The following is a 17371-nucleotide window of genomic DNA, read 5'->3' on the forward strand; positions in this document are numbered from 1 at the left end:
GTTTTGGTGTGGATAAATTTAAATACAGATGGGCACTGAGAAAAAATAAACTTTTGGAAAACTATAGATATTAAAAATATAAAATGATAGTATGATTAATACTATAGAGGTAAGGGTGCTGATTTTATTGGTAATCCAAGTCCGTAAAATGAAAAAGAAAGATATCCCGCTTGTACAGCATGTTGCTAAAACAAGCTGGCATGATACATACGAAGGTATTATCCCCCGGCACATTCAGGAACAATTTTTACAAAATGCCTACAGCAATTATTCCATGAAACGGCGGTTAAAAAATTCATATTTTTTTGTTGCGGAAACAGATGGTACTATCATAGGATTTGCGAATTACTCACGGTCAGACCCGGATGGAAAAGTGGAATTGGGAGCCATTTATCTGCTTCCTGCGTACCAGGGAAAAGGAGCTGGTACAGCACTATTGAAAGAAGGAATTGAAAAGTTGCAGGGAGTAAGGGAAATTCACCTCAGTGTGGAAAAAAATAATATAAGAGCAAAAACTTTTTATGAATCAAAGGGTTTTGCAGCCGTATCCGAATTTGATGAAGATTTTGCCGGCCACACATTAAGAACGCTTCGCATGGTATTAAAGGTAAAGAAAATTTCCTTATGAAAGATACAACAGGCAGCTGCTCTATCCTTTTTGGTTATTTCAGGAAAACCCCTTTTACTTCTTCGTTCTCCTGGGCAGCAAATTTGAAGGATCAAGGAACTGGAGTTTATCCGGATTTGGAATGAAAGGGCAGGAAGAGACTTTCCCTGAGGAGAGTCTCTTTTAGGTGCTTTTACTTTTTCTTCGCTCGTTTATCGGCGGCCCGGCTTCTTGCCTGTGCCTCTTTATCGTCATGGTCCATCAGTTCTTCGGCAAACTCAATATCCCGCCCTGCTGATTTCTGCTCTTTCAGGGTTTGAGAAGTAAAGTTATTTTTTAATTTATTATAATCATCTCTGCCCATTGAAAATCACCTCTTGTTTAATTTTTCATTCTTTAGTATGCACGCCAGCCATCAAATTATTTTTACCCTTAATTTATTAACATACGCCAATTTAATAAAAGGCAGCTTCTGCGACTTTTAGCCAAAAAGAACGTAAACAGGAGTTTAGACTGTTGAATTGCCGTGAATATGAATAATACACAAATAAATTCTCATATTTATCACATAATATAGGCATACGTTTTTAATAAGGAGGGGTTATTGATGGCGATGAATATAACGCAAAAAATAATTAAGGACCATCTTGTTTCCGGAGAGATGACTCCAGGTACGGAGATTGGTTTGAGAATCGATCAGACACTGACCCAGGATGCGACAGGAACATTAGTAATGCAGGAACTGGAAGCTATGGAGCTGGACCGGGCAAAGACAGAAGCATCTGCCCAATATGTGGATCATAACTTAATTCAGGAAGATAATAAAAATCCGGATGATCACTTGTTTTTACATAGCGCTGCAAGGAGGTTTGGTTTGTACCATAGCCGTCCCGGCAATGGGGTGAGTCACCCAGTCCATATGCAGCGTTTGGCAAAGCCCGGAAAAACTTTGCTTGGATCGGATAGTCACACCTGTGCAAATGGCTGTATGGGTATGCTTGCTATGGGTGCCGGAGGAATTGATGTTGCCATGGCCATAGCAGGAGAGCCGTTTTATGTAAGAATGCCTAAAGTATGGGGAATAAAGCTAACTGGTGAATTGCCGGATTGGGTAAGTGCAAAGGATGTTATTCTGGAACTCTTGCGCCGTCATGATGTAAAGGGCGGTGTTGGAAAAGTGATTGAATATTATGGGCCGGGTTTAAAAGCACTGAGTGCCATGGATCGTCATGTTATTGCAAATATGGGGGCAGAGCTTGGTGCAACAGGAACTGTTTTCCCGTCCGATGAAGAGGTAAAGCACTTTTTAAAAGGCCAAAACAGGGAAGATGACTGGGTGGAACTCACCGCTGATAAAGGGGCCCAATATGATATAGACGAAGAAATCAATCTTTCAGAGCTGGAACCGCTTATTGCCAAACCGACGAGTCCGGGAAATGTCGTCCCGGTTTCGGAAGTTGCCGGAACACCAATTTATCAATCTTACATTGGATCTTCTGCCAACCCCGGATATAGGGACTTTGCGATTGCAGCTGAAATCGTAAATGGGAAACAGATCGCCCCTGGTGTTTCTTATGACATTAACCCAACATCAAGGCAAATGCTGACTGATCTTGTAAAAGAAAGTCATATTGCAAGTTTACTGCAGGCAGGCGGCCGCTTGCACCAGGCTGGATGCAACGGCTGTATTGGAATGGGGCAGGCACCTGCTTCAGGGCGCAATAGTCTGCGTACGACACCGAGAAACTTTCCGGGAAGATCAGGAACACGGGAGGACAGTGTGTTCCTTTGCAGTCCGGAAACGGCCGCAGCTTCTGCTTTAACAGGGGTGATTACGGATCCAAGAACACTGGAAATGAAGTATCCAAAAGTGAAAGAACCAAAAAATCCGACTGTGGATGAAAAATTGCTGGATGAGCCAATTCCATATGAAGAAGCAAAACAGGTAAAACTGCACAAAGGCCCGAATATTGCTTCCATCCCTAAAATGGATCACATGCCTGATGAAATAGAAATACCGGTGCTGTTAAAAATGGGAGACAATATATCAACCGATGAAATACTTGCCGGCGGGGCACGTGTTTTGCCATACCGAAGCAACCTTCCGGAAATCAGCAAGTTTACGTTTGAAATCATTGATGAAACGTATTATAAGAGAGGAAAAGAAACAGTTGAATCAGGCGGTCATGCAATCGTGGCCGGTAATAATTACGGCCAGGGATCAAGCAGGGAGCATGCTGCACTGGCGCCAAGGTATCTCGGTTTGCGTGTGGCACTGGTTAAAGACTTTGCCCGCATCCATTGGCAGAACCTCGTTAACTTCGGTGTTTTGCCATTAACTTTTGTAAATGAAGAGGATTATGATCTGATCGAACAAGGGGATGTGCTGGAAGCTTCAGGTTTGAAAGATAAGATAAAAAACGAAAATGAATTTGAAATGAATGTAAAAGGAAAAGAGGAGAAAATAAAGGTGACCCATGCATTATCCGAACGGCAAAAGGAAATAATGTTAAAAGGCGGCATTATTAATTGGGTTAAAGATCGGGCCGTAACAAAATAATCAGGTAAAGGAGATATCATGATGTCTCACAGGGATAATATTTGCAAAGCCTGTGAAGGAACAGGCATGCTTTCGGATGATGAAGGATGGCAGTACAGGTGCGGCGTATGTCATGGGGATGGAATATACGCTGTCTCAGATAAGGAGCGAACAGCAAGAGTGATGTCAGTGGATGAAAATAATCGAATGCTTGATTGATGTAAAAAAGCAGGATTGAAAAAACCGATGAGAAATATATTTATTTCTCATCGGTTTTATTTTGAGTGAGTAATATTGTACTTTTTGGTGCATGCAGGCAGCTGTTGCCGTTCAGCCATGTATCATAGGATCGTTCTATAGCACACGCTTCACCGGGATTTCGTTCAACCATGTATCATTGAGCTGTCTAATGGTACATGAATAGACAACTTTCCATGTAATTATGTATTTCAGGGGCGGTATACAAGTAATAATCAGCCTGATTATCTCTCAACTATTATCAGAAAAATATGCTTTTCACATCAATTAGATAATGAGACGGGTAGGTTAAATAGAAAAGGACTGCCTTCATAAGCCAATGATTGCGACTTGTGGAGCAGTCCTTTCCTTTAATCATTGTCAATCAGCTTTAATGCGGCATTTGCCCCTGAATCGGCCCAAAGCTGTTCATATATTGCTGCATATCCTGCTGCTTTAGTTGCGGCACTTGATAATACTGATTTTTGTTCTGGTATAAAAAGACTTCATAAGCCATTTCAATCAAATTTGGAATACTGTCTGCGAAAACCCTTCTCATGACAGGGTTGGTCGTCTCCAGTGCAGTAGTTGTAAAAGCAGATGCAGCCTGCTTTAAACAGCTCATCATATAACTGGAAACGCATTGATCATTGATTTCATTCACAGTTTGTGCAGGGGTAGTCGGCTGTGACGGCTGCATGCCGTAAATGACATTATTATCCTGGCTCATATTGTAGGTTTGTGTTTCTACAGTTGGTTCCTGTCCGGTCTTTAACGTTTCTACAAGCGTATTGTAAAGTGTGGATAAATAGGTCTTGTGCTGCTGAAGCATAGTTTTTAATTCGGGATCCTGGATGTGCTGCTCATATAGTAAGTATTGCTCCATTCCTCCTACCAAACTGGATATTGCCTCATGGGCGTCAAACATTTCATGCCCGCCAAAGCTTTGATTTGCAGGCATTTGACTTGAATCCTGCATATTTTGGTTTTGCTGCTGATTCTGCATGCTGTCTCCTCCTTAAATATATTCAATATCACCGTTATTTTTATCAAAAATAACAAGATTATACATATTATAGTAGGGAGACTAATTTTTTTGAAATTATAGAAGGAAATTGTATCATTTTTTGTTTGAAACCATTAAGGTTCACAGTCGTATTATAAGAAGAAAATGGTGTTTTAACGCATTAGGTTTGTTGGAGGTGTAAAGTTGAAAAAAGCATTCATATTAATTTTTGCTATAATAACCGTAATGTCAGGATGCAGCAATGAAAATAATGACGAGGAGGGAAATACCGTGCAGCAGCCGCTGTCAGGTGAGTGGAATGGTTCTATTGAGATTCCGAATCAGCCTCTTCCATTTATCATTGAATTCGATCAGGGGGAAGAACTGACAGGCAACATAAGTATTCCTGTGCAGGGACTGCAAAATTATCCGCTGTCCACAATAAAATTGGAAGATAATGAACTGCTTTTTACGATGGAAATGCAAGGGGAATATATTACTTTTGACGGAAAAGTAGAGGAGGATACGATATCCGGAACTTTTAAGCAGCATGGGCAGACTTTTCCCTTTCAATTAAATAAGATAGATGCTGTGGCATCAGATGAGGAAGAAGCGGATTTTCTCCAGGTGGAAACAGAACGAGGGACGCTTTATGGTCAACTGGAAACACCTGAAGGAGACGGCCCATTCCCGGTTGTTATCATTATCCCCGGCTCAGGGCCAACAGATCGTGATGGAAATTCGCCCGGCATTCCAGGAAAAAATAACAGTTTGAAACTTTTGGCTCAGGGACTTGCGGAGAATGGGATAGCCAGTCTTCGTTATGATAAGCGCGGCGCAGGGAAAAATATGCAGGCTTTAGTAGCAGAGGAAGATATGCGTTTTGAACAGTTTACAGCAGACGCTGTATCCTGGTTGAAGCTATTAAATGAGGATGATGCATATACAAATGTGGGAATTATAGGACATAGCCAGGGTTCACTGACTGGTATGCTCGCTTCACAGGAAAGTGAAGTAAATGCTTTTGTCTCTATTGCCGGTGCGGGAAATTCCATTGACGAAGTTTTAGCCGATCAATTAAGTGAAGAGTTTTCCGGAGAAATTATGGAAGAAAGCGAGCATATTCTGGAACAGTTAAAGGAAGGGAATCCGGTGGAAAATGTCAGTCAGGAACTGTATAGCGTGTTCCGTCCATCCGTCCAATCCTTTATTTCTTCCTGGATGCAATATGATCCAGCTGAAGAGATTGCGAAGTTGGATATACCAACGTTTATTGTGAACGGGGACAATGATTTACAAGTGCCTGTCCGGGAAGCGGAATTGCTCAGTGAAGCAAAACCGGAAGCTGAATTCCTTTTAATTGAAGGGATGAATCATATTTTAAAAGAAGCCCCTGAAGACAGGGAAGGGAATCTGCAGACATACAGTGATCCGGAACTTCCATTGGCAGATGGATTCATGGATGGGATCGTTACATTTTTTGCGGAAAATGAATTTATAGACTAAATACCTTTCAGGAGAAAAGGGTTTATTTCCATAATTAAAGTTTTAAACTGTATAATAGCCTTGCACGGTGCATGATAAACACCATCTGAAAGCAAGGCTGTTCTCTTTTCCAAGAGAGTTTGCCACAGCCATTTATATAATTACAGCAGCGTGAACTGGAGAGGTCTGTCTATGCCTTGTTTCACTGGCGGCCCAGCTATATTATTCAGTTACTTTTTCCAGGGATTCCGGATTCCTGATAATCGCCATAATCAATATCCGAAACGTGCTTATTATTTTTTTGCTGCATAGATTGAAAACTTGTACTTTTCTATTCGATTGTTTGGATATTTGTCTGTATAATTGGAGTATATGATATGGGCAAGCATATAGCAGGAGGTTTTTCCATGGAAAATAAAAAGCCGGAGCAAATTGATGCACGTATTCACTTAATCGATGGATTTGATTTAGGTGTGCCGGAAAGAACGGGTACATACGTTATTGATGAAGAAGAATTGACCATTGTAGAAACAGGGCCGAGCCCGTCGGTGAAATATATTAAACAGGGCTTGCAGGACTTGGGTTTCTCGCTGGATGAGGTGAAATACATTATTGTGACACATATTCACCTTGATCATGCTGGCGGAGCGGGACTGTTGTTGAGGGAATGTCCAAATGCCAAAGTGATTGTTCATCCCCGGGGGGAACGGCATTTAATTGATCCGAAAAAACTGGCAGCCGGGGCAAGGGCGATTTATGGTGAAAGCTTCTCCGAATTATTTGATCCGATTGTTCCGATTGATGCTGAACGGTTGATTATAAAAGACGAAGGGGACACGCTGACAATTGGACCGGATTGTACCCTTGAGTTTTTGTATACGCCGGGCCATGCCAAGCATCACTTTAGTATTTATGATCCGGTCAGCAATGGTATTTTTACCGGAGACACTGTTGGTGTAAGATATCAGCAGCTTATTCATGACGGGGTTGGTTTCTTTTTGCCGTCTACTTCCCCAAATCATTTTGATCCGGCTGCCATGCAGGAATCTATCCAGCGGATCCTTGATATGAATGTAGACCGGATTTACTTTGGTCACTACGGTATGACGGAAAATCCGCCAAAAGCACTTCATCAGGTATCTGAATGGCTGGAAGTTTTTGTCGAAGAGGGGGAACAGGTTTTTGCAGAAGGAAAAGGATATGATGAACTTTCGGGAAGATTGTTTGAAAAAGTAAAGTCACATCTGCAGGGCCTTGGGATTAATGAGGAACATGAAGTATATATTATTATTAATCTTGATATGCAGGTTTGTGCACTGGGGATTATAGATTATTTTCAAAAATTGAAGCAGTAGAAATAAGCAGCGGATCTGTATAGAGCGGATACCGCTGCTTTTATCTCCATCAATTATTTAAAATATACCTGCCAATCATGCAAGTACTCCACTCATTCACCGTCATCAATTATACAGAATTTCAGGGTTCCTCAAAAGAAACTCCACGGTTTCTCCCGTTACTGGATGAACCTAATTCTTGTCCTCTGCTGTCTCCATAAAGGTCAGCAAAACAAATAATGCAAAACTGATAAGTAAAATGGTTCCACCGACGATAAATATAATTGTAACCAGCGTTTCTCCAAGATTAAATGGTCTTAGATAGTAGAGCCACATACCTCCGGTCAGACCAATTGCACCAATAATTGCTGTCCATACATGGAGTGCAGCCAGCTTTTCATTCGCCGGTGTAAAAACTTTATAATACACAGCCCAGGCAAAAAGGGTAAGCCAGCCAACAACCAAAATATGGGCGTGAATTGTCCGAAATTCATATCCTCCTGCTCCAGCCATATGGGAGCCGATAAATGCCCCAATCAATGCAAAGATTGCCGAAAATCGTAATAAGATTTTGCTGTATGTATTCATCATTCATCACACCTTTTATATGCAGATTTTATTGTGCAGAACAGTTTCCTTAAGGGAATCAATGTAAATCTTCCATTTCCAATAGCAATCTATGCACCACAGTTTGCCTCAAAAAACACCGTTTGAGAATTTATAGGTGGGAGCATGGACAAGGCCGGGAACTGGTTATTGCGGGGTAATATCAAGCGGATATACTTTAGCTAATAATATTATTAAAAGGGAAAGTCGTATTAATGTCAAGCATACCACATTTTAAATTTTTAAAAAAATCAGTTGACAATACCAGTTAAATCATTTATATTTAGATCATTAGAAAATTATCTAAATATCTAATGACATATGGCTGAGGAGCTTAGATATAAATGAATAAGACATTCAAAGCATTGTCGGATAATACAAGGTTGAAAATATTAGATTTATTAAAAGAAAAGGACATGACAGCCGGAGAAATTGCAGAACATTTTGATATGACCAAGCCAAGTATTTCTCACCATTTGAATTTGCTGAAAGAAGTAGAACTTGTCCAGGATCGTCGTAAAGGGCAGCATATTTTTTACTCGTTAAATAGTACAGTATTTCAAGACTTACTCAAGTGGATAGTTTCATTCCAACAAAAGGAGGAAAATTAATGAAAAATTGGATGTTTATACTTTTAATTTTGGTTGCTACATCTGTAAGTGTATGGGGGTTGTTCGAATTACCGAACCAACTGAATTTAGGTTCATCACTTACTGAAGAAACGAATGTAACTCCAAAATGGTTTGTTTTAATATTTATTCCATCCATAATGATTGTTTTATTTGTCATTTATTATTATTTGAATAAATTAGGAGGAGGTACTAAGGAGTTTAGAAATTTGAAAAGTTCAATCAGAGCAATATTCTTGGCAATCCTGTTCATTTTGTTAGTTACACATTGTATTATTATTTTTAACGGGACAATTATGACTATTAATGTAGATATTATATCTCCATTGGTTACAGGAATTACGTTTATTGTTACAGGAAATTATATGCCACGATTTAAAGAAAAATCTTACAAGATGACTTCACAGCCAGAAAAGTTCCAACTGATAGTCAGTGAAGAGGGAAGTCGTAAATTATTTTTTAACATGTCAAGAATATTTGTGATTTCAGGATTTTTGATGTTGGTAACTGTGGTATTGCCATCTGGAATCAGTTTAATAACCTTTTTCGTTATACTATTTATTGCTGTAATAACTTTACTCATAAATATATCTTATTATATTTATAAATATAGAGCATAGAGGTTTTCTATATGGAGATTTACGCCTTAAATATTTCAAAGGAACTGCCAAGTAGTTTTTATCTAAAATTACGTTCAGTGTTCATTCCACTTGCATTTGTAAGCGGTGTCGTAGGTGAAGTATTTCAACCATTTGCAATTACAGTCGTATGCGCCATGCTGGCTTCCTTACTAGTCGCTGTAACAATAATTCCATTACTTGTTAAGCTTTTATAATCAATCATATGAAATTTAAATTTAAAAAAACAACTCCATTTAAGCGGTACAGAAGTATACTTGAATCGACATTAAATCTCAAAGGAGAGGCGCTTATTTTAACAGCTATTCTTTTTATTGGCACGATTGTAATCAATGTTCCAAATACGAACCTACAAATGGATTAGACCCTGATACAGTAATTTCTTTAAAACTAATATTGCAAAAATTAAAGTCTCAGGGGGTCGGGATATTAATTTCTACTCATGATTTAAATTTTGCTGCAGAATTATATAATCATATTGTGATTATTAGAGATGGATCAGTTAAGCTAAGCAGTACCTCTGCTGAAGTAAAAACAACATACGGAAATATTTTGTTAGAAGATTTATATACAAAAGTAAATACAGATCATTCTAAGTATATAGAGGAGATAATAGATGATGTTCGTATATCAAGCAGTTAAAAAAATAGAATTTGATAAATTAAAATCATTAGTATGGGATTTTTGTAAGAGGAGTCGATTGCGTTTTGCTTCATTTCTATTAATTATTTTTTTGGCCTATACTTTACAGGGAATGTCAATCTTGCAAATCTTCTATAACATGGATTTGAATTTATCCGCAACTTTTACTATTGCAGTTAAATTCAGTTTAATACTTGCCATGTTCTTTGTCATTATTTCCCGTAATAGCTTCCAGGATAATAATTATATTTATCTCTATCTCAATACAAACGTGAAAGCTTATCAAATAATTCTTACTAAAATAGTATTGCACTTCTTTCTTTACTTTTTAACTCTAATTTTATTAACTGCCCCATTACTAATATTTTATATTCTGCAGGGCTACCCTGTTAATTATTTTTATTTGTTTTTAGCAGTGCTGCTTTGTGTAATCAGTTATTTTCTTGTATTTACTTTGTGGATGCTGAATAAGATAATTATAAAGCGTATAATCGGTGTGAAGGAAAGGTTTTGGATTAATGCATTATTCCAAGGGGCACTTATTATTGTACTAATATATTTTATAGATCCTTTCATTGATATATTATATGAGTCTTGGTTACTGCATTTTGCGGTTGTTCTTTCGCTGGCTATAGGTATTGGTTATCTTTTTATTAGATATTCGTTATCTTTTTTAAATATAAATATTATTCAAAAGGATGCTGGTCCACTTTCTCCAAAATACAAGAATGCAAAAATAGTTCACCAAAATAAATTTATTCTGCAGGCAAAGCTGAAAATTATTCACATGTTTCGAGATCAAGTGTTAAAAGAGCAAAGCTTCTTTTTTCTATTTATAATTATTTTTACTATTGGAATTTACCAAACACTAGACCCAATGTATTTTCCAACGATTTTTTTAATATTTAATAATTTCGGATTAAAAGCAATCATTTTGATATTACCATTAATGATTGGCATTCACTATCGAGAGTATATTTTTACTGTTTTTCAATTGAATGTAACAAAGTCCAGCTATCTCTATTCAAGGTTATTAATCATGTTTCTCTTAAACTGTTTTATATACATGTTATTTTTAACTCTAACGACTATTACTACTAGTGCGGAAATATCAACATTGTTTGAAACAATTACTTTTATATTGTTTATTACTGTTCTCTCTTCTTTGATTGGATTCATGGTGAAAATAACTGAAGAAAATAGGATATATATTATTTTATTTTTATTACTATTTGTGAATTTTTTTGACCTGTTCTTAAAACAATTACAGATATTGACTCTGCCAATTTTAGTGAATTTCACTTATTTATCTATAGTGATCATTATGTTCTTTATCATTGAAACTTATTATTTAAGAAAACCAATTACAAGGTAAGTTTGTATAAATATATTGATTGGGCAGGGTGTCCCATCACTTTCAAAAATGCTCATTGTTAAAGGAAGTAGCGCCCAAATTTCCTTTGGCCGAGCGATTTAAGATAAAAAAGGAAGTGTAGATATATACACTTCCTGCATACGCCCCGTATAAAGTTTATTTTTAATATTCTATTATATTATTAAATTGAAATGTGTTCCTCAAGAATTTATTTTATAAGTTGATTTCTAATATAATTGGACAGTGATCACTTCCCATTATATCAGGGTTTGTAGTTGAATCCTGTGCTTTTTTAATCAGTCGTTTAGACACAATAAAGTAATCAATCCGCCATCCGATATTCCTTTCCCTCACCGTCTTCATATACGACCACCAAGTGTAAATGCCTTCCTGATCCGGATAAAAATAACGGAGACTGTCGACAAAGCCTGAGTCCAGCAGGCGTGTCATTTTCCCGCGTTCTTCCGTTGTAAATCCGGAGTTTCCATGATTTGTTTTATAATTTCTTAAATCAATTTCCTGATGGGCGACATTTAAATCTCCACAGTAAATAACCGGTTTTTCTTTATCCAGCTCAGTTAAATAGTGAAAAAGCGCATCTTCCCATTTAAGTCTATCATCCAGCCGGGTTAAGTCTCTTTTCGAGTTCGGCGTATAGACATTGACCAGGTAAAATTCATCAAATTCAAGGGTAATAATTCTGCCTTCCTCCTCAATCTCCCGTTCACCGAGCCCATATTTTACGGACAACGGCTTCTTCTTTGTAAATACCGCAGTTCCGGAATACCCTTTGCGGACTGCATAGTTCCAGTATTGATGGTAGCCTTCCAGTTCCAGATTAATTTGACCGGCCTGCACTTTTGTTTCCTGCAGGCAAAAGATATCTGCATCTATTTTCCGGAAGTATTCCATAAATCCTTTTCGTACACAAGCTCTAATTCCATTTACATTCCATGATACAAGTTTCATAAATATCCGTATTTCCCCTCTGGTTCACTTTTTCCTCATTGTAGCATACATGACAAAAAAGATATTGACATATGAAGTGTATTACGCATATAATACACTCAAAGGCGTATTAACCACTTAGTACATATTTTTTGCTCACAGTGTATTAATCGATTAATACAAAAACGGCAGAAAAGGAAAGCAGGTGCTGTCTTAATGAAAATGAATTTTAATAAAAGAGATCCGGTATATACACAGGTAGTCCGGCATTTTAAAGAAAGAATGGCAACAGGCATGCTTGAGCCCGGAGAGGAAATTCCTTCGCGGCGTGAACTTGCAAATCAGCTGAAAATTAACCCAAATACAGCACAGCGGGCGTATAAAGAAATGGAGGAACAGGGTTTGATCTATACAGAAAGTAATCAGCCGAGCAAAATTACGACGAATGAAAAGATATTGAGTTCTGTAAGGGAAGAGCTGATTACGGAAGCAATCGATATGTTTGTCAGCTCAATTCGTTCTATCAATGTACCGCTTGATGAAATCATAGAGCTGATTACAGAGAAATACGAGGACGAAAGTAATGAATAGGAGGGAATACGATTGATTGAGATAAAAGAAATCACAAAAAAATTTGGCAGGAAAAAGGTATTGAATGGTGTTTCTTTTACAGCAGAAAAAGGGGAGATTACCTGTATTATCGGTGTAAATGGAGTTGGAAAAACGACCATTCTTAACGCGATTATGAATCTGACCCCAGTGAACAGCGGTCAAATTTTAATCAATGGAGAAAAGATACATAAAGGAAGCTATGAAAATGTAACATTTATTCCTGATGCGATGACGATGCTGCCGCAAATGACCATTAGCCAGGCGATGGAATTTATGCAGGACTTCTATAACACCTGGAATCAAAAGCGCGCGAGTGAAATCCTTGGATTTTTCAAATTAAAGGAAAGTGACCGGATCTCTGAACTTTCAAAGGGAAACAAAGCTAAAGTAAATCTGCTTTTAGGTTTGGCAATGGATGTGGATTTTATATTAATGGATGAACCTTTTTCCGGCATTGATATTTTCAGCCGGGAACAGATTGCAGAGGTATTTACGAGTCATTTGATTGAAGATCGGGGTGTGATTATTACCACCCATGAAATCGGTGATATTGAACATTTAATCGATAAAGTTGTATTGCTTGATCAGGGTGTTGTGCTGAAGGAATTTAATTCGGAGGAAATGCGGGAAACAGAAGGAAAGTCTGTTGTTGATGTTATGAGGGAGGTGTTTAAGGCATGAACAGGTATATAAAGCTGGTGAATTTTGAAATAAGCCGTTTTATAAAATTGTACTTCGTGTTAATTGCGATAACTGTCATATCACAAGTCACAGGCACGATCATGATATCCAGTCAGTATGTTAACTCGGCAAGTGAAGCGATTTATCAGCACGGAGTATCTATAGAACAGTTTATTACCGAACGTGGTCTAATGAGTATGTTTCAGGTAACTGCCAGCCTGTGGTTTTTGGGGCCGATCGCCCTATGTATTGCTGCATTGATTTTTTATACATTCTTTATCTGGTATAGAGACTGGTTTGCAAAAAATACATTTATTTACCGGTTACTCATGCTGCCGACTGCCAGAATTAATATTTACCTGGCGAAAGCAACTTCCATCTTTTTATTGGTGCTTGGGCTCGTTGCTCTGCAGTTATTTCTCATTCCGTTGCTGAGCACTATTTTGAAATGGATTGTTCCAGTAGATCTCAGATTGGACATGTCAGTAACCGAACTGATTGACAGCTTTTTCTATTTACAAATTATACTGCCGCAAAGCTTTGTTGAATTTTTGATCTATTATGGCATCGGGTTTATGGTCGTGTTCATTGTGTTTACAGCAATACTTTTTGAACGCAGTTTTCGCTTGAAAGGTATTTTGCTGGGCGGTGTGTATGGCATTCTGTCCATTGCTATATTTACAATGCCGTTCTTTATATTTATCGACTATTTATACCCGATAGAACTTTTAGCAGTAGAAACTGTTTTAGGACTTATCGTTGCAGCAATGTCCATCTGGGTGAGCCATTATTTATTAACGAAAAAGGTCATGGTATAGGAGGATGAAAAATGAAAAAGTACTGGAAATTAATTAGTATAGCTGTTATTACGGTGGGGACCATTGGCTTTTTTTATATCCAGTCTGCCTTGGCCGGAAGCAATTATCCGGAATTTGAAATTGAAACACTTGGTGGAAATGATGAAGAAGTGCAGGATTTAGTGCTCTATGGTAATTACATGGAAGGAAACATAAAGGGGAATGATTTTCAAATCACCGCTGAGGGGATACAGTATAATAGGGATTTATCATACTTTGACCGGCTGGACAGAAGAGACAGGTTTCCGGAGCTGAAACGACTTCAGCAGGATTACAAGAGTTTTATGCGGGGAAAAAATAGCTTATCACAGCTGGCTGAAAGCGAGACACATATAGTTTATGCGGACGTAACAGGAAATAGCGGTGAAATGTCATTTCGAATAGAGGTACTGGATAAAGAGGATAATGAGCAGACGGCATTTACAGTGGAAGTTCCAGATGATGAGAAAGACAGCTTTATATATGTTGAACAGGTATATATGGACGGGGAAAAGGTAAAAGTTGTTACCCGCAATCATGTAAATGGGTCGATGGACGGTTTTACGACGGAAATTCATGTATACGAATTTAATATTGGGGATCAAATCCTGACTGGCAATGAGATGATTTTATCTTATTCAGAAGGAAGCACGGATCAAACAATGACCCATGTATATAAACCGGGCGACGGCAGTAAGTTGCAATCGGACACTCATGCGATATTTGTGATGGAAGAATGGGAAACAGATGAAGAGGGTGGCTATTACTCTCAGTTTGCAGAGAGTAAGGTCATTTCCATTGATATGGAAACAAATGAATTCACCGAATTTGTACTGCCCGATACGCTTCAGGGGGTAGAGAATACGGTTTTGCTGGAGAATTCGCAGGGGGATTCCATGTTATATTTCCCAAAAAATAATGAACATGGATTGGAGATCGTAGTGATTGATCTGGAAAATGAGAAGATGGATGAGAAACGGTCTTTCACATTCGAACGAGACAATATAAATATGAATTCGGGTCCGCCGGTAACAGCAATACAGGATGGCAAAATGTATATCATCACGCAAACAAATGAGGAATATGCACTGTCAAATATATTTGTGGTTGATGTACAATCAGGTGAATTATTATATGAAGGACAGATAACAGGGTTAAATGGCAATGTAAAATCAATGGAATACTTCTTCCATATTTTTGATATGGCAATTCGCTGAACTGGAGAGACAGGGACTGGTCCACCGAAGGATCGGTCCCTATATTTAAATGTCTCTCAGATTTTCATAAATACGCTGAATTTTATCCTCGAGAAGATCCAAATGGACAATGCGGGCTTCTCTTACATATTCTTTCCCCTCAACAAAAAGCAGAAGAACAGGAACAGTAAAAATAGAGAATCTGCCGGCAACTTCCTCCACATTATCTGCCACGATATGTGCCGGTTGGATATCAGGGAATTTGTCCATTAATTCCTTCACCTGCGGCAATAAGGCATGACAGACACTGCAGTTGTTTCGGGATATATAAAGAAAAGCCAGTTGATTCTCCTCAATAAACCCATCAATATGTGAAATACTTTTCAGTTCCGTAAATTCCCGCAACCCAGATCCCACCTTTCTTTAAAATATTATAACAGGGAGTGTCTCTGCTGTGAATGTTTATACACGGTGGAAAAAAGGAAAATATCTAAAAGAGAAATTGGAGGTGGATGTTATGGACAAAGAAGTGAATAAATCACCGGCCAAAGATAAAAAGAATCGCCAGGACAGCGGCGTGGAAAAACGGAATAAACTGGATAGATTTGAAAACCAGAAATTTGCGGATGATATACCACTGGAGGACTTGAAAATTGAAGCCAAGGATGAAAGAGAACATTTAAAATCAAAGGATGCCTCGCAAAGTGAACGAAAGCATAAAAGTGATAAGCCGAAATAAAAGTAATCCCGTTTTCCGCCTGGGGGAAGCGGGTTTGTTTTTTAGTAAAGGATACGTCTGATTAAAGCATCTACATGAACTGCCTCATTGCCGTAGTAAACCGCTTTACATCTATCCTTGGCCATTCCTTTATGTTTATCCCTCCGGCCCGCATGCTGAATAGTCCACTTCATTGATATTTAAAAGCTTGGTTACAAGTCTACTTTCAATAATACTGAGAGAAATTTCTATACAACTTGAAAACTGTGTTCGTCTAATAGGGGAAATGCCGAGACATGCTGGCAGGTCGTTACATATAAATAATATAAATCACTGCAAGCTTGTTGATGATTTACCCATGAATTTACTCCTTAGGAAAGCCGGCTGGTCACCGGCTTTCCTGCACATGATGAAAGTATTTTTAGGAAAGCAAACCAACCACAGTACCAAAGCCATCCCTGATGGGGCATAGTTGCATCTGTCATACCAGCGCGTTAACGAGATAGTTTCTTAATCGGACAACCTCTGCAAATGTATAAAACCAATTTATGCCTATTTATATTATATTTGGTCTATTTTACTAATTCCTAAAAAAATAGACTTACATACAATCTACTAAACTAGAGCCTGCATAAATTAATAGTGCATCTATCGAACAAAAAGGAGTGTCATTATGGGTAAATATAGAGGCAGAGGATTTTTCGAACAAGAAAAAAAATCTGATGATTGTGTAAAAGATACCATTAATCGCATCATTCGTGCGCAGAAAAAAGCGGCTGAAACGCATTCTTCCGCATGTAATTCAGCCATACAACAATTGCGGAAAGGGAACAGCCCTGGAACAGGAAACACTACCATTCCATTTATACTTTACAGTGAAGATGCTAAACCGTTTATCGGAAGCGGTGTGTTTCAGGCCCCAATGGGTAAGAAAAGCGAGAATTTGTTTGGGAGTGCAGAAACTCCAATCCTTCGTGCAAAACATTTTGTAAAAGACAGTGACTGTTGTCTAAAAGCGGAATTACTGCTGCCAGTCACAGAAAAGTGCAGCGTTTTAATGCCGGAATCAGAATGCTGCAGCAAAACTATTGCTCCCTTTTTTCCTGCTGATGACCCGGTTATAGGTTTTCAGGCAACCGGTATATGTATAACCATTGAAGTGGATAAATTTATTGGAATTACTTGCTTGGATCCAATTACGCCAATACAAACAAATGAGTCACCCGTCTCTCATTCCTTTTGTTAAGTTTAATTGGCTCTCCCCGGCCCGTAAATTTCTGAG

Annotated in this window: 21 protein-coding genes; 16 read left to right on the top strand and 5 right to left on the bottom strand. The window is 38.2% G+C overall.

The features are described 5' to 3' along the window. The first annotated feature begins 127 nt into the window (after window positions 1-127). Window positions 128-628: a GNAT family N-acetyltransferase gene (locus GHD25_RS01040; protein WP_164214654.1), complete on the top strand. Its 501-nt coding sequence runs from the start codon at window positions 128-130 to the stop codon at window positions 626-628. 172 nt (window positions 629-800) lie between these two features. On the opposite strand, the gene GHD25_RS01045 is transcribed toward GHD25_RS01040, so the two are convergent. Continuing rightward, window positions 801-971, bottom strand: coding sequence for a YfhD family protein (locus tag GHD25_RS01045; RefSeq protein WP_164214483.1), 171 nt, complete (start codon window positions 969-971; stop codon window positions 801-803). Between the two features lie 243 nt (window positions 972-1214). Here GHD25_RS01045 and GHD25_RS01050 point away from each other — a divergent pair, with 243 nt between their 5' ends. Together GHD25_RS01050 and GHD25_RS01055 are read left to right on the top strand one after the other, a co-directional pair. Then, entirely contained in the window at window positions 1215-3167 is a 1953-nt protein-coding gene (locus tag GHD25_RS01050) for an aconitate hydratase (RefSeq protein ID WP_164214484.1), read from the top strand. 21 nt (window positions 3168-3188) lie between these two features. Beyond that, a complete protein-coding gene (locus GHD25_RS01055) occupies window positions 3189-3365 on the top strand; it encodes a hypothetical protein (RefSeq protein WP_164214485.1) in 177 nt (58 codons plus the stop codon). 409 nt (window positions 3366-3774) lie between these two features. Here GHD25_RS01055 and GHD25_RS01060 read toward each other — a convergent pair whose 3' ends face one another. Next, on the bottom strand, window positions 3775-4389 hold the full coding sequence (locus GHD25_RS01060) for a spore coat protein (RefSeq protein WP_164214486.1): 615 nt from the start codon (window positions 4387-4389) through the stop codon (window positions 3775-3777). Window positions 4390-4593: 204 nt separating this feature from the next. Between GHD25_RS01060 and GHD25_RS01065 the strand changes: the two genes are divergently transcribed. After that, entirely contained in the window at window positions 4594-5895 is a 1302-nt protein-coding gene (locus GHD25_RS01065) for an alpha/beta hydrolase family protein (protein ID WP_240452166.1), read from the top strand. A gap of 386 nt (window positions 5896-6281) precedes the next feature. Further along, window positions 6282-7229, top strand: a complete 948-nt coding sequence (locus tag GHD25_RS01070; RefSeq protein WP_164214487.1) for an MBL fold metallo-hydrolase — start codon at window positions 6282-6284, stop codon at window positions 7227-7229. A 171-nt stretch (window positions 7230-7400) separates the two neighbouring features. On the opposite strand, the gene GHD25_RS01075 is transcribed toward GHD25_RS01070, so the two are convergent. Then, entirely contained in the window at window positions 7401-7796 is a 396-nt protein-coding gene (locus tag GHD25_RS01075) for a hypothetical protein (protein WP_164214488.1), read from the bottom strand. 362 nt (window positions 7797-8158) lie between these two features. Between GHD25_RS01075 and GHD25_RS01080 the strand changes: the two genes are divergently transcribed. The 5 genes from GHD25_RS01080 to GHD25_RS01100 all read left to right on the top strand — a co-directional run bounded on the left by GHD25_RS01080 (window position 8159) and on the right by GHD25_RS01100 (window position 11098). After that, window positions 8159-8425 (top strand): autorepressor SdpR family transcription factor, encoded by a 267-nt coding sequence (locus GHD25_RS01080; RefSeq protein ID WP_164214489.1) that lies wholly within the window; start codon window positions 8159-8161, stop codon window positions 8423-8425. Then, a complete protein-coding gene (locus tag GHD25_RS01085; RefSeq protein WP_164214490.1) occupies window positions 8425-9063 on the top strand; it encodes an SdpI family protein in 639 nt (212 codons plus the stop codon). The genes GHD25_RS01080 and GHD25_RS01085 overlap by 1 nt, the downstream gene beginning before the upstream one ends. An 11-nt stretch (window positions 9064-9074) precedes the next feature. Continuing rightward, entirely contained in the window at window positions 9075-9278 is a 204-nt protein-coding gene (locus GHD25_RS01090) for an efflux RND transporter permease subunit (RefSeq protein WP_164214491.1), read from the top strand. A 199-nt stretch (window positions 9279-9477) separates the two neighbouring features. Further along, window positions 9478-9723 carry a hypothetical protein gene (locus GHD25_RS01095; RefSeq protein ID WP_164214492.1) on the top strand — a complete coding sequence of 82 codons (246 nt, stop codon included), beginning with the start codon at window positions 9478-9480 and terminating at the stop codon, window positions 9721-9723. Beyond that, window positions 9701-11098 (top strand): hypothetical protein, encoded by a 1398-nt coding sequence (locus tag GHD25_RS01100; protein ID WP_164214493.1) that lies wholly within the window; start codon window positions 9701-9703, stop codon window positions 11096-11098. Before GHD25_RS01095 ends, GHD25_RS01100 begins: the two co-directional genes overlap by 23 nt. Before the next feature lie 213 nt (window positions 11099-11311). Here the strand turns inward: GHD25_RS01100 and GHD25_RS01105 are convergent, their stop codons facing one another. Continuing rightward, window positions 11312-12067 carry an exodeoxyribonuclease III gene (locus tag GHD25_RS01105; protein WP_164214494.1) on the bottom strand — a complete coding sequence of 252 codons (756 nt, stop codon included), beginning with the start codon at window positions 12065-12067 and terminating at the stop codon, window positions 11312-11314. Between the two features lie 195 nt (window positions 12068-12262). Between GHD25_RS01105 and GHD25_RS01110 the strand changes: the two genes are divergently transcribed. Genes GHD25_RS01110 through GHD25_RS01125 form a run of 4 tightly spaced genes read left to right on the top strand, consistent with a single transcriptional unit; the run spans window position 12263 to window position 15392 of the window. Continuing rightward, on the top strand, window positions 12263-12637 hold the full coding sequence (locus GHD25_RS01110) for a GntR family transcriptional regulator (protein ID WP_164214495.1): 375 nt from the start codon (window positions 12263-12265) through the stop codon (window positions 12635-12637). A 12-nt stretch (window positions 12638-12649) separates the two neighbouring features. Next, window positions 12650-13339: an ABC transporter ATP-binding protein gene (locus tag GHD25_RS01115; RefSeq protein WP_164214496.1), complete on the top strand. Its 690-nt coding sequence runs from the start codon at window positions 12650-12652 to the stop codon at window positions 13337-13339. Continuing rightward, window positions 13336-14157: a hypothetical protein gene (locus GHD25_RS01120; protein ID WP_164214497.1), complete on the top strand. Its 822-nt coding sequence runs from the start codon at window positions 13336-13338 to the stop codon at window positions 14155-14157. The genes GHD25_RS01115 and GHD25_RS01120 overlap by 4 nt, the downstream gene beginning before the upstream one ends. Window positions 14158-14168: 11 nt before the next feature. Beyond that, window positions 14169-15392: a hypothetical protein gene (locus tag GHD25_RS01125; protein ID WP_164214498.1), complete on the top strand. Its 1224-nt coding sequence runs from the start codon at window positions 14169-14171 to the stop codon at window positions 15390-15392. 45 nt (window positions 15393-15437) lie between these two features. Here GHD25_RS01125 and GHD25_RS01130 read toward each other — a convergent pair whose 3' ends face one another. After that, window positions 15438-15776 (bottom strand): thioredoxin family protein, encoded by a 339-nt coding sequence (locus GHD25_RS01130; RefSeq protein WP_164214499.1) that lies wholly within the window; start codon window positions 15774-15776, stop codon window positions 15438-15440. A gap of 49 nt (window positions 15777-15825) precedes the next feature. On the opposite strand from GHD25_RS01130, the gene GHD25_RS01135 reads away from it, so the two are divergent. Further along, window positions 15826-16110: a hypothetical protein gene (locus tag GHD25_RS01135; RefSeq protein WP_240452167.1), complete on the top strand. Its 285-nt coding sequence runs from the start codon at window positions 15826-15828 to the stop codon at window positions 16108-16110. A 652-nt stretch (window positions 16111-16762) separates the two neighbouring features. Continuing rightward, on the top strand, window positions 16763-17335 hold the full coding sequence (locus GHD25_RS01140; RefSeq protein ID WP_164214500.1) for a CotY/CotZ family spore coat protein: 573 nt from the start codon (window positions 16763-16765) through the stop codon (window positions 17333-17335). Window positions 17336-17371 lie beyond the last annotated feature (36 nt).

The organism is Virgibacillus aidingensis (genome assembly GCF_010994035.1).
GTDB lineage: Bacteria > Bacillota > Bacilli > Bacillales > Amphibacillaceae > Virgibacillus_N.